Here is a 13,305-nt window from a genome sequence, read left to right on the forward strand (position 1 = left end):
CTAGTCGTATGCAACCAACGTATGTACTTGTGGAGTATTTGAGGGGAGATATGATGAAGCCACCTCTGCACTGGATTCGGAGGCAGAAGTGGCAACTCAACAATCGCTGGCGGAATGGTCTGTTGTTTGACTTTTTTAATTTGCCTATAAAGATTCCTGAAGGGTCTTGGAAGAAGTGCTGTAATCAGCATAACGGGGAAGCACAATAGTGTAGTATATTCCTACAATAACGGTACAGACCCCAACTAATAAAAACAAGAGCTCAATTGAAATAAATGAAGGAAAGCTTATAGCAATGAAACCTAATGTAAGAGATTGGGACAGCATCATTAACGGATTAATCAAACCTTGCACACGTCCCATCATTTGAGGATCTACAATACGAGGAAGCCATCCTCCTATGCCAATGTTAATGAACGGAAGTATCAGTGCAATGACAAAATTGATAATCAGAAAAGCGTAGATGTGGTCAACAAATCCTAGTATGCACATACCTATTCCGGCTACCAGAACTCCCGATGCAATCATTTGGTGTAGCTTTAGCTTGGCGGAGATGAGAGAAGCGATTAGGGTACCAAGCAACACACCAGCTCCAAAAATAATACCTGTCCAAACCATATACTGCTCATAGTTGCCTGGAGCTAGCTTATATTTAAGAATAAACATCGGTAAAACGCTAAAACCACCATTTAAAATACCGAACATAAAAAAGCCTGAAACCAACCAAAGCAATAGTCTGTTGCGTAATATGTAAAGAAACCCTTGTTTAAAATCGATCATGACAAGTTTGAATTTTAATTGTTTGAATTGATGTGCCCCGTTCGGAAGGCGTACTTCCTTTGGAATTTTGCAGGAACGAATAAGCAGTGCAGACACAATAAAAGAAATAGCATCAATTAGGATGGCTCCAGTAATTCCAAAGTGCCAGTAGACGACGGCCCCCAGAGTTCCTCCAAATAACATGAAAAGACTCCCCATCATTTGATTGAGGCCTGCGGCAATGGTGTAATCATCTTCGCTTAATATTCCCTGTATAATGGCACTTTCGGCTGGGAAGAAGAATTTGGAGGCAGCACTACGAATGAAGAGGAGGGCAAATATCAAAGGAATCGAATCGACCCAAATAAAAATAAGCAAACATAAGGATAAAACAGCGCTGATCCAGTCACAATTAACAGCAATTTTTTGTCTGTCCATCCGATCTGCCAGCACTCCAACCACGAGAAACACTACCAGCATCGGGAGCGAATACATTAACTCGGCAAGCGTTGCATAGTATGGCTGATTTGTAAACCGTTTCAACAAATAAAACATGAATGCAGTAACCCCGATAATTCCTCCCATTTGTGAGGCGAAGGTTGCCAGAAAAAACCTGACATAATTCTTGTTTCTGAGTACTTGTTTTAATCCAGTCACAGTTCCATCCCTTTCGCTTTCAAAGCGGTTTTTAGATGCCTAATTAAAATAATAGTGAAAAGTAGGAATATTGTACAGAAAAGTGACTTTAATGTCACTTTAAGTTTGAATTTGCATCGTATCAGACCCTCTGCCTTTTAAATTCTGCTGTTAACGATAATCATAGTGAGGTGGACTGGGAAGTTGTTTTCAAAATGGTTTGGCGTAGTATGAGGAGCAATATAAACTTAAGTAACCAGCCGACGGTTGATATCCGACGGCTGGTTATTTAAGTTGCCAGGTGTTTGATTTCTGACTTACAAATGGGCGTCAGTCTCCAATGTTAATTAAGCGAAATCCTCGCCATTTGTGGCGATTATTTTTTTATACCAGTCAAAGCTCTTCTTCTTTTTGTGGAATGGCTTGTTTTAATTGTCCGATATGTTATCTGAAATAATCCATACGATAATTGTCTATAATGGGAGGGAGAATTACAGAATAGCCCGATTCATCTCATTTACGCATGGATATGTTGAGAAAAAGGAAATGCTCATAGCTAGAAAACTTTATACAATGGAAGAGGAATAAGAATTGTGAAATTCGACTTTTGATGAAGGATTTCATATAATGTGATCATATTGTGAACAACTTAAATTGAAGACTTAATAAAAAATGAAAATGATTTCCGTCCAGCTATGAATTTCAAAATTTGACGGAGGGAACGAGATGACAATGGAAGAGAGCAGCAGACAGGTACCTTGGCAGGCGTATTATGGACCTAATCTAGGTTATGTGCAGGACCAGTATGAAAAGTATGTAGCGGACCCCGGAACGGTTGATCCGGCTTACCGCGAGCTGTTTGATCAATGGGGTGAGCCGCCACAATCCGAATATTCGGCTGCTTCCATGATAGACAACAAATTGCAAGGCCCCCCCACAAGTGCTTTGGGGCACCTTGATTCGAACACATTGCAGAAAGCGGTTACAGCGGGGAAAATGGTGTGGAATATCCGTGAATACGGACATTTAGCCGCCCAAATCGATCCGCTGGAACTGGATGCAGAGCAGGATACACGCTTGCTTAATCCAGCATCTTACGGTTTAACTGAACAAGACTTAAAGGCTTTTCCAGCCTCTTTAATATGGGATAACGCTCCTGCGGGAACACTTAACGGATGGGAAGCCATTCAACGGTTACGTGTAGCATACACAGGTCCGATTGCCTATGAATTTAGTCATATTCATAACGAGGAGGAACGCCGCTGGTTGAACAGCTATGCAGAATCCGGCTGGTCCTCCAAGCCACTCACAACACAGGAACGCAAGTCGTTGCTGGGCAGATTGGTAGAAGTAGAACAGTTCGAAGAGTTTTTGCATAAAACATTCGTTGGACAGAAACGTTTTTCCATCGAGGGTAATGATGTGCTTGTCCCTGTACTCGACGAGATTATTCGTCTAACCACAAATGCAGGAGCAAGTCATGTTCTGATGGGTATGGCGCATCGCGGCCGTTTGAATGTACTGGCTCATGTGCTGGGCAAGCCTTACAGTAAAATTTTCTCTGAATTTCATCATTCGCCGAATAAAGATTTGATCCCGTCGGAAGGTTCCACAGGAATTAACTATGGCTGGACTGGCGATGTGAAATATCATCTGGGTGCTGATCGTTTTGTAAAAGATGGGGGAGCGGTGCAGGCCCGTCTGACATTGGCGAATAACCCAAGTCACCTGGAATATGTGAATCCGGTGGTACAAGGATTTTCACGAGCTGCACAGGAAGACCGCAGTGAGGCTGGATATCCGAAGCTGGATGTGAGCAAGGCAGCTACAATTATTATGCACGGTGATGCTGCTTTCCCAGGTGAAGGTATCGTGGCAGAATCACTTAATTTCACCAATTTGCGTGGCTTCCGTAATGGCGGCACGGTCCATATTATTGTGAATAATCGTCTGGGTTTTACAACGGAAAGTGTCGATTCCCGTTCGACCCGTTATGCCAGTGATCTGGCTAAAGGGTATGAAATTCCAATTGTGCATGTGAACGCGGATAATCCTGAAGCCTGTATTGCAGCGGCACGTATGGCTGGCGAATACCGCAATCGTTTCAAGAAGGATTTTCTGATTGATCTGATTGGTTACCGTCGTTATGGTCACAATGAATCCGATGACCCGGAAACAACACAACCGCTGGTATACCGTAAGGTGAAGAATCATCCGACGGTGAGCAAATTATATGCTCAAAAGCTGATGAAGCAGGGTATAGTGGATGAAGCGTTTAGTGCCGGCCTCATTGAAAAGGTCCAAAACAGACTGAAGGAAGCGCATGAGCATGTGAAGAATCAACCGGAACAAGAGCCGGAAATGAGTCCTGTGAAGGCGAAAAAGAATCAGAATTCTATGGTACGTACTGCAGTGGAATTGAAAAAGCTGCGCCAAATCAATGAAAACTTACTCAAATGGCCACAGGCTTTTCATGTATATCCGAAGCTGGATCGAATTTTACAGCGTAGAAAAACCGCTCTGAACGAAGGGGAAAAGGTAGATTGGAGCTTGGCGGAGACGCTGGCTTTGGCCACCATTCTCGCAGACGGCAAGCCTATTCGTATGACAGGTCAGGATGCGGAGCGAGCTACATTTGCTCACCGTAACCTTGTGCTGCATGAGCCTGAAACAGGCCGTACACATTGCCCGTTGCATACATTGCCGGAAGCACGTGCTTCATTCAGTATTCATAACAGTCCATTGTCTGAGGCATCTGTCCTCGGCTTTGAATATGGCTATAACGTGTATTCTCCTGAAACGTTAGTGATTTGGGAAGCACAATTCGGCGATTTTGCCAACTGTGCACAGGTTATTTTTGACCAATTCATCTCCGCAGGCCGTGCCAAATGGAGACAGAAATCGAGTCTAGTGATGCTGTTACCGCATGGTAGCGAAGGACAAGGACCAGAGCATACAAGCGCACGTCTGGAGCGTTTTCTCCAGTTGTCCGCACAAAATAACTGGACTGTCGCTAATTTGAGCAGTGCCTCACAGTATTTCCATCTGCTGCGCCGTCAGGCTGCATTAAGCGAAAGTGAGGAAGCCCGCCCGCTTGTGATGATGTCGCCGAAGAGCCTGATTCGTAATAATCGTGTCGCTTCGCCTGCTTCTGAATTCAGCGAAGGAGCATTCCGTCCTGTGTTGGAACAGCCTGGTCTGGGTGCACGTCCGGATCGTGTAGAGCGCATTGTACTGTGCAGTGGCAAGATTGCCATCGATCTCGAAGAAGCATTGGAAAAGGATAAGAATGAGGCAGAAGAGCGTCTGCATATTATTCGTGTGGAGCAGCTATACCCTTTCCCGGAAGAGGAAATTCGGAATATTTTCGGCCGCTTCCCGCATGTTAAGGAGTTCGTATGGGCTCAGGAAGAACCTAAAAATATGGGGGCCTGGAGTTACATTGAACCTCGTCTGCGGAATGTAGTGCCACAGGGAGCGGAAATTCGTTACGCAGGCAGACCAGATCGTTCAAGCCCGGCCAGCGGTTATCAGCAAGTACACAGCCTAGAACAACAGCGAATTATTCAATCGGCGTTGAAGCAGGATTCCAAAAATAATATTACACTTGGGAGGTAGCGGCTGTGAGCGATATTATAGTGCCAGCAATGGGAGAATCCATCACGGAAGGAACAATCTCCAAATGGCTTGTGAAGGAAGGGGATTCTGTAGGACAGGGAGATGTTCTACTGGAGCTGGAAACCGATAAGGTCAATCTGGAAATTAGTGCGGAAGAAGCAGGTGTGGTCCAGAAAATCCTTCGTCAGGAGGGAGATACTGTGGTCATCGGTGAAGCTGTTGGTTTGATCGGAAGCGGCAGTGGTGGTGCGGAATCAACCGGTGCTGGAGAAGTTGCAGCGACTCAAGCGCCTGAAGCACCGTCCGTAGCGACTTCACCGTCTTCCGTAGGAGGCGGCGTTAAAGCAGAAGAAAAGTCTGCACCGCCTATTTCATCGAATGGCGACGGGAATGGCCAGACGGCATCACCATCCGCCCGGAAGTTGGCGCGTGAGCGCGGGATTGATCTTGAGCAGGTACAGGGAAAGGACCCGCTGGGACGTGTTTTCCAGGAGGACGTAAAAACGCATAACAGCTCTGAAGTGTCACGTGCAGCATCTGTACCTGCATCTCCCGCTACTAGCAAGCCTGCGCCTCCGTCTCCAGCACAAACGGAGTACAGCAAGCCTGTGGAACGCCAGCGGATGTCTCGACGCAGAGCGACGATCGCTAAGCGTCTTGTTGAAGCACAGCAAACAGCTGCCATGCTCACCACTTTTAATGAAGTGGATATGACCGCCATTCTCGATGTGCGTAAACGCCGTAAAGATAAGTTTAAGGAAAAACATGATGTAGGCTTGGGTTTTATGTCCTTCTTTACAAAGGCAGTGGTTGGTGCACTCAAGCGCTTCCCTACCGTGAATGCAGAGATTAATGGCGATGATATCGTACTGAAAAAATACTATGATATCGGGATCGCTGTATCTGCCAAGGAAGGTTTGGTCGTGCCAGTTGTACGAGATGCTGATCGTCTTGGCTTTGCTGAGATCGAGAAAAGTATTGCAGATTTGGCTGGCAAAGCACGCTCCAATTCGCTTTCTCTGGCCGACTTGCAAGGAGGAACGTTTACTATAACCAATGGAGGTATTTTCGGTTCCCTGCTGTCTACGCCAATTCTCAATACACCGCAAGTGGGTATTTTGGGAATGCATAAAATCCAACTTCGCCCGATTGCCATCGACGAGGAACGCATGGAAAATCGTCCGATGATGTATATCGCGTTGTCCTACGATCACCGGATTATTGATGGTAGTGAGGCGGTTCGTTTTCTGGTAACGGTCAAAGAATTGCTGGAAGATCCGGAATCATTGTTACTGGAAGGATAAAATCAATCGGGCAAGTGTATCTCCTCTTTACGTGTATGACAAAAGCAGACTCTTGCGAGTCTGCTTTTTTTCCTGCATAGTTATAACATAAGGCAACTGACATTACAGGCAGTAGATGTAGAGAAGGGCGGGAACTGTTTTGGACAAAGACTTGCGCTATCCGATAGGATCATTCGTTGTTCCAGATACCATTACAAAAGAACAGCTTATCGCATGGATTCACGACATTGCTGAATTGCCTGCACAGCTGCGTCAGGCGGTCGAAGGGCTGAATGAGCAGCAGCTCAATACGCCTTATCGCGAAGGGGGCTGGACGATTCGGCAGGTAGTTCATCATGTGGCAGACAGCCATATGAACAGCTATATCCGTTTTAAGCTGGCACTGACGGAGGATACGCCGACGATCAAGCCATATGATGAGGGGCGTTGGGCCGAAATACCAGACGCCAGGGAGCTTCCACTGGAACCTTCGTTGCAATTGCTGGAAGGACTGCATGAACGGTGGGTGACCGTGTTACGATCGTTGGGAGAGGATCAGCTACACCGAACATTTATTCATCCTGAATCGGGCCAGACGATCCGCCTGGAACGAAACATCGGCATCTATGCCTGGCATGGCAAGCATCACACAGCTCATATTACTTCCCTGAGAGAACGGAATGCATGGTGATTTTTAAAACTATATCCAAATGAATATAAGGCAATAAAAAAGAAACCTTCAATCCACTTTAATCGTGGTTTTAAAGGTTTCTTTTCTTATTTCCTCACAAGGTTGATGACTTGGGCGAGGTTGAATGTCCGGGTGCCTCGGAGTCTCCAGACAATGCGGAAACAGAGGTCACCCCTGTGTTAACATGGCGGTCGAGCCAGTCCACGATGTCACTCATCACCTCGTCGCGGTTTGTTTCATGAAGCATCTCATGGCGACCGTCAGGATAGAGGCGATATTCGATGTCCTGAAGCTCTAGGCTTCGATACATTTCCACTAGTGACAACACACCTTTACCGAACAAACCCACTGGATCACGATCCCCGGCAAAAATATAAACTGGCAGTTTGGGATTGATGCGTTTCAGCGAGGAAGGCCAGTGGATTTCTTGTAATAGCCTGAAAAAATCCAGAAAAAAGCCTGTCGTACATATAGCTCCACATAATGGGTCGTGCACGAATTGATCTACTTCCTCAGGATCACGGGACAGCCAGTCGAACGCCGTACGCACCGGACGAAAGGCACGATTAAAGCCGCCAAAGACCATAGCATTGAGCAGCATGCTGCGATGATCCATTCCTTGCAACTTGGCTTGCAGTAGAGCAACTTGCTCTCCGAGTTTTAGGAGACCACGTCGTCCGTTGGTTCCCGATAAAATAAACCCGTGATACGTTTGCCGATCATCATACATAATTTTCTGGGTTAAAAAGGACCCCATGCTGTGACCCAGCAAAAAACGAGACTGATCAGGGAATTCCTTAGCTGCAATTTCGCCTAGCTCCAGCATGCCGTTTGCCATTCGATTAAACGCATTAGCTCCCGGCATACCCAGCTTATCAGGATCACCAGCCGTGCGCCCGTGACCGATATGATCGTTGGCATAAACGCCATAACCGCAAGCAGTAAGTTTTTCGGCCAGTCGGATGTAGCGATAGGACGTCTCACACATACCATGCGAAATTTGGACAATCCCCTTAATGGGCAAATTCTGATCAGGCAGCCAGCGGTAGGCAAAAAGCTCTGTTCCGTCATTTTCAGCGATGGTGAAGGTGTATTCCCGCATAATTAGACATCACATCCTTTAAGCTTTAAGGAAGATAAGATCTAAGTACGGTCATTCCGTCATTCAGCGTGTAACCACTCAGGTTAGCGGGCAACAGGAAGCAATCTCCAGCTTTACAGGAAAGAGACTCGGTATTATTGTTCCATGTTATGGTCCCACTGCCTTCACAAATCACGAGAATGGTGAAGCTGTCTTCCGTTGTAGAAAGTGCCCAACTTCCATCTACGATACCCTTTTCCACAACAAAATACTCACAGGCTGCCAACTGGAGCCATTTACCAGGCTGTAAGCCGTCCGTTTTCATCGTTGTTGCGCCTGCACCTTCGTAGGAGGTTACATTGAGGGAATCCTCGATATGCAACTCACGAGGCTTGCCGTCCAGTCCGGGGCGATTGTAGTCATATAAGCGATAGGTAGTATCCGAATTTTGCTGGATTTCAGCAACGACAACGCCTGCACACAGTGCATGTACGGTTCCGGCGGGGATGAAGAACGTATCGCCTGCTTCGACTGGAACCTGGCGCAAACTGCCGAGGATATCCCCACTTTCAAGGGCTGTGCGCAGACTCTCGCGGGTTACACCTTCGGTCAGACCATAAATAATCTTGGCATCTGGCTTGGCATCAAGCACGTACCACATTTCAGTTTTTCCTAATTCTCCGGCTGGAAGTCCTGCGTAATCATCTGTCGGATGCACCTGAACGGATAAGTCATCATTACAATCCAGTAGTTTGATCAAAAGTGGGAATCGTCCGCCTTTTTCCGATACACCTTTGGCCCCGAGCCAATCCTGCCCGTAGGTCTCGCGGATTTCATCCAGTCCTTTGCCTGCCAGCTCACCATTGATAACCGTTGTTGTTCCGTTTGGATGATCGGCAATCATCCATCCTTCCCCGATATGTCCTTCTGGTGGGGTTAGACCAAATTGCTCTAAGGCCCGTCCTCCCCAAACTCTCTCTTTGAACTCAGGTTGAAATTGCAGCGGGTATGGCTTTAGCATAATTTCTCTCCTCCATATTGAGTAATGAGTGCGACCTAACAGAATAGGGAAATCAATAACGTGCCGCTGTGGCAATAAACTGGGATGAATAGTGCCCAAACGAGCTTGAAAAATAATATATGTAAGGCGGCTTAAAAAGCCGCTCATAACCTGAGTTTAAAATCCAACATTATTTCTTCTCAACCGCCACTACGAAAGGCGAAGCGGCTCGTTGTAATTGACGATAAATAATGCTTTGACCGCTGGAGACCGGGAGAGCAGAAGCCCATTGAAGAACGGCATCTGCTTCTTCACTGCCTCCGGCGTGTCCTGGATATAACACGGCAGTCAGAATGCCGCGTGGTCGCAGCAATTGTAAGGCAGCATCAAGTGCGACGAGCGTGCTGTCTGTATGGGTGATGACCGTAGGATCGGCGCCTTCGGAAGGCAAGTAGCCGAGGTTAAACATGACCGCAGCGACTTTGCCATGCAGCATATCCGGAACGGCCTCCCGCATTTGCTCATGACCTTGTAGCAGTAGCGATACTTCTGCTAATGAAGGAGAAGCGTTTTCTTCCAGCCGACGACGGGCGCAATGCAGTGCTTCTTGTTGGATGTCGAAGCCATAGACACGGCCCCGTTTGCCAGCAGCTTTTGCCAGAAACAACGTGTCTGCTCCTGTGCCGACGGTGGCGTCTATAGCAGTATCGCCTGGCTGCACCCGCGCAGCCACCAATTGATGAGCGTAGCTCAGGACGGATAGGAACCCCATTTAAGGTTGCCTCCAGTATTTTCCCTGCCACGTTTCACGTGACTTCAGTTCATGATCAATGGCATTAAGCACTTCCCATTTTTTAAGCGACCACATGGGTCCCATTAGCAAATCGCGTGGGGCATCTCCGGTTAACCGATGAACGATCATTTCGGGAGGTAAAAACTCCAGCGTATCAACTATCAGCTTAACGTATTCGTCCTTTTCCAGAAAGCGTAGCAATCCCGCTTCATACTGCTTGACCATGGGCGTTTTGCGCATGAGATGCAGCAGGTGGATTTTGATGCCCTGCACATCCATAGCGGCTACTGCCCGTCCCGTATCGAGCATCATTTCATGCGTCTCTTGGGGCAGACCATAAATGATGTGGGCGCACACGCGGATATTCCGCTTGCGCAGCTTTTCCACCGCATCCAGATAGCATTGAGTATCATGAGCGCGGTTAATCAGCTCTGAGGTCGATTCATGGACAGTTTGCAGACCCATTTCGACCCATAGGTACGTGCGTTCGTTTAGCTCGGCAAGGTAATCCACTACATCGTCAGGCAGGCAATCAGGACGTGTAGCGATGGACAGACCGACAACACCGGGCTGCTCCAGAATAACCTCGAAGTATTCTCGCAGTTCCTCAACCGGGGCATACGTATTAGTATAGGCTTGAAAATAGCCAATATATTTGGCGTTTGGCCATTTTAGATGCTGCCGATCCCGAATCGTATTGAACTGGGTGACCAGATCATCACGACGACGCCCGGCAAAATCACCCGATCCGCGTGCGCTACAAAAGGTGCAACCCCCTTTAGCGATGGAGCCATCGCGATTCGGACAGGTAAAACCGGCATCCAGCATGACTTTGAACACTTTATTTTGAAATTGCTCACGCATTTCGTAATTCCAAGTATGGAACCGTTTATCTCCCCACAGGAGAGGAGCAGGCAATAAATCTGTTTTCATGGGTGTACTCCTTTTTTTACGATCACCCTATTGTAACAAAAATCAGTCTTCATTGGGAATCATTTGACCGAACAAGTCAATAAAATGTGCGTATTTTATGGCGTTGCGGATTGAAAAAGGTTACACAATGTGTTATATTGTAAGCGGTACCAGACATACAATAAAAGGACTGTTTTCGATCCTGAAGATAAAAGTTATCCGTTGCTAATGATTATTCTTCAGGGAGGCAGCTATGCTGTTTTTATCGCCTGTTTTAGGGTAAGTGCACGTCGGTTCCATCACAAATAACCCGTGAGGTGATCTTTTATGAATGCGCAGGATAAGACGCGTATGGATAAAGTTACTGTTGAGTTAACCTTTGATGAGGCGTTGGCATTGACTGGTGTCCGTTTTGGGCAGGATCGTCAGATTGGAACGACCGCACGTCAAAAAATCAGAGCGGCTTGCCAAAAGACAATTGATTTTTCACCTGCTGATGGGGTAGACTATGAACAATTAAATTAGTTGGACCCCAATCCAAATATATTGAAAAAGGAATTTCATTTCCGTATCTTCAAGCGGGGGTGAAATTCCTTTTTCCTTGATAACAGAGTATATGGAGGAGTAACATGCGTTTACGCGGAAGAAAAGGAATTCGGGAAAGTCTGGAAGAACAGCAGGACCTAGTCATCTTGGAGCCAGCACAGTATAAGGGGAAATGGCAGCAGCTTTTTGGTAATGATCGTCCCATTCATGTAGAGTTCGGTATGGGTAAAGGGCAATTTATAAGCCAAATGAGCTTCCGGAATCCGGAGGTTAACTATATTGGCTTTGATATGTATGATGAGCTGGTTCGCCGTGCAACAGAAAAGTCTCGTCTGGCCTGGAGTAATTCAGAGGTTGATACGCCGCCTAATATCAAATTGGCACTGGCAAACATCGAACAGATCGAAAATGTTTTTGAACCAGGAGAGATTGAACGCATTTATCTGAATTTTAGTGATCCCTGGCCTAAAGCCAAACATGCACGTCGTCGTTTGACGCATCCGCGTTTTTTGGACAAGTACCGTCAGCTTTTGAACAGCAAAGGACAAATTCATTTTAAGACCGATTCGGAGACACTGTTTGAGTTTTCTCTGAATTCGTTTGCCGATAGTGGTTTGCAGATGACGAATATTTCGTTAAACCTTCATCGTGAGGGGATTAACGAGGAGCATGTCATGACGGAATATGAACAAAAGTTTATGGGCAAAGGTATGAATATTCATCGAGTCGAGGTGCTGATCGGCAAAGATGCTTTGGAAGAGTACGGAAAAACACGCCTTGAAAAGTACGGGAAATAAAAACAGATCAAATGGATAAAATAAGACAGGGTGCTTCCTTATTAGGAAAGCACCCTGTTCGGTTCCAGTATATCCAAAATACTCTGTGCGCTCTGAAGAGGATAATATCGCGCTACATTATGGACGTGCTCCTGTCGCTTGCGGACGATTTCTGGAAAATCGTGTAGCAGTCGGTTCATCCATTTAACGACAACATCCAGCGAAGTAATCGGTTCTCCGAAGCCTTGAGCCGTAAAGTATTGACAATTTTCCTCCTCCTGTCCAGGGAGAGGTTTGTGAAACAGCATCGGAATCCCTTTGGCCAATCCCTCGGTACATGTCATTCCGCCGGGTTTGGTGATGAGCAGATTCGATACCTCCATTAATTTGTCGATTTCCCGTGTAAATCCGAAGATATGAATATTTGGATGATTAAACCTGGGATCCAACTGCATTTTACGACGAATTTTATCATTATGCCCCAAACAAAAAATAAATTGAATGTTATCTCTCCACTGAGTAAGCGAACGATGTATGACTTCGTCATTCATAAGGCCCCAGCCGCCACCCATAACGAGTACGGTCGGGATGGGTTTAAGTCCAAATTGTTCTCTAATTTCATCATGCCCAGGATGTTCCCAAAAATTTGGATGAACGGGAATACCGGTCACCTGGATTTTCGAGACGGGTACTCCGCGTGCGCGCAGCTTACGCATGACTTCAGGCGTAGATACAAAGTACCGGTCAACCTCGGGACTAATCCATGTTCCATGTGCATCGTAGTCTGTAATGACAGTACAAAGCGGAACATGTAAGCCTAAGCGCTTCAAACGTGAAATTACCGCGCTTGGGATGGGATGAGTACATACCACCAAATCGGGACGAAGCTGCCGGAGAATGTTTCGGGTCTGCGTGTAGAACAGACGGTGCAAAGCGAGCGTTGTAAGACGGTTTAATGATTTTTTGTACTGATGACGGTAAACCAATCCGACTAGACGAGGCTGCGATACAACAGTCTTCTTGTATGCTGTAATAATAAGCGGGGCCATTCTTGGATTCAAAAAACTCCCCAGCTCCAGCACTCTGGTCTGCACATTCGGAGAAAGCTTCCGCAAACTGCTTGAGAGCGCGTAGGCAGCTTGAGTATGTCCGGCACCGAAACCTTCCGATAATAATAACACTCGTTTTTTAGCCACTCTCATTTCACCTG

At 46.6% G+C, this 13,305-nt stretch carries 11 protein-coding genes; 5 read left to right on the forward strand and 6 right to left on the reverse strand.

The window, feature by feature from the left end:
• Positions 1-144: 144 nt before the first annotated feature.
• Positions 145-1,416 (reverse strand): MFS transporter, encoded by a 1,272-nt coding sequence (locus ACYCSE_RS16275; protein WP_459698847.1) that lies wholly within the window; start codon positions 1,414-1,416, stop codon positions 145-147.
• Between the two features lie 705 nt (positions 1,417-2,121).
• Between ACYCSE_RS16275 and ACYCSE_RS16280 the strand changes: the two genes are divergently transcribed.
• From ACYCSE_RS16280 to ACYCSE_RS16290, 3 genes are all read left to right on the forward strand, one after another.
• The gene (locus tag ACYCSE_RS16280) at positions 2,122-5,013 is read left to right on the forward strand and encodes a 2-oxoglutarate dehydrogenase E1 component (RefSeq protein WP_250261977.1); all 2,892 of its coding nucleotides are present in this window, start codon (positions 2,122-2,124) and stop codon (positions 5,011-5,013) included.
• A 5-nt stretch (positions 5,014-5,018) separates the two neighbouring features.
• Entirely contained in the window at positions 5,019-6,317 is a 1,299-nt protein-coding gene (gene odhB / locus ACYCSE_RS16285) for a 2-oxoglutarate dehydrogenase complex dihydrolipoyllysine-residue succinyltransferase (protein ID WP_254351392.1), read from the forward strand.
• 139 nt (positions 6,318-6,456) lie between these two features.
• Positions 6,457-6,987: a YfiT family bacillithiol transferase gene (locus ACYCSE_RS16290; protein WP_250267860.1), complete on the forward strand. Its 531-nt coding sequence runs from the start codon at positions 6,457-6,459 to the stop codon at positions 6,985-6,987.
• A gap of 94 nt (positions 6,988-7,081) precedes the next feature.
• On the opposite strand, the gene ACYCSE_RS16295 is transcribed toward ACYCSE_RS16290, so the two are convergent.
• The 4 genes from ACYCSE_RS16295 to ACYCSE_RS16310 form a co-directional block, all read right to left on the reverse strand.
• Positions 7,082-8,089: an alpha/beta fold hydrolase gene (locus ACYCSE_RS16295; protein WP_250261974.1), complete on the reverse strand. Its 1,008-nt coding sequence runs from the start codon at positions 8,087-8,089 to the stop codon at positions 7,082-7,084.
• Between the two features lie 25 nt (positions 8,090-8,114).
• A complete protein-coding gene (locus ACYCSE_RS16300) occupies positions 8,115-9,089 on the reverse strand; it encodes a type I phosphomannose isomerase catalytic subunit (RefSeq protein WP_023987749.1) in 975 nt (324 codons plus the stop codon).
• Positions 9,090-9,258: 169 nt separating this feature from the next.
• Positions 9,259-9,840, reverse strand: coding sequence for a tRNA 5-(aminomethyl)-2-thiouridylate-methyltransferase MnmM (locus ACYCSE_RS16305; protein ID WP_235307871.1), 582 nt, complete (start codon positions 9,838-9,840; stop codon positions 9,259-9,261).
• A complete protein-coding gene (locus ACYCSE_RS16310) occupies positions 9,841-10,794 on the reverse strand; it encodes a tRNA modification radical SAM protein MnmL/YtqA (protein WP_061829120.1) in 954 nt (317 codons plus the stop codon).
• A gap of 306 nt (positions 10,795-11,100) precedes the next feature.
• Between ACYCSE_RS16310 and ACYCSE_RS16315 the strand changes: the two genes are divergently transcribed.
• Both ACYCSE_RS16315 and trmB read left to right on the forward strand, forming a co-directional pair.
• On the forward strand, positions 11,101-11,298 hold the full coding sequence (locus tag ACYCSE_RS16315) for a hypothetical protein (RefSeq protein ID WP_013309373.1): 198 nt from the start codon (positions 11,101-11,103) through the stop codon (positions 11,296-11,298).
• A gap of 104 nt (positions 11,299-11,402) precedes the next feature.
• A complete protein-coding gene (gene trmB, locus ACYCSE_RS16320; RefSeq protein ID WP_013309374.1) occupies positions 11,403-12,116 on the forward strand; it encodes a tRNA (guanosine(46)-N7)-methyltransferase TrmB in 714 nt (237 codons plus the stop codon).
• A 41-nt stretch (positions 12,117-12,157) separates the two neighbouring features.
• Here trmB and ACYCSE_RS16325 read toward each other — a convergent pair whose 3' ends face one another.
• Positions 12,158-13,291, reverse strand: coding sequence for an MGDG synthase family glycosyltransferase (locus ACYCSE_RS16325; RefSeq protein WP_416145804.1), 1,134 nt, complete (start codon positions 13,289-13,291; stop codon positions 12,158-12,160).
• Positions 13,292-13,305 lie beyond the last annotated feature (14 nt).

It is taken from the genome of Paenibacillus sp. SEL1, assembly GCF_054602535.1.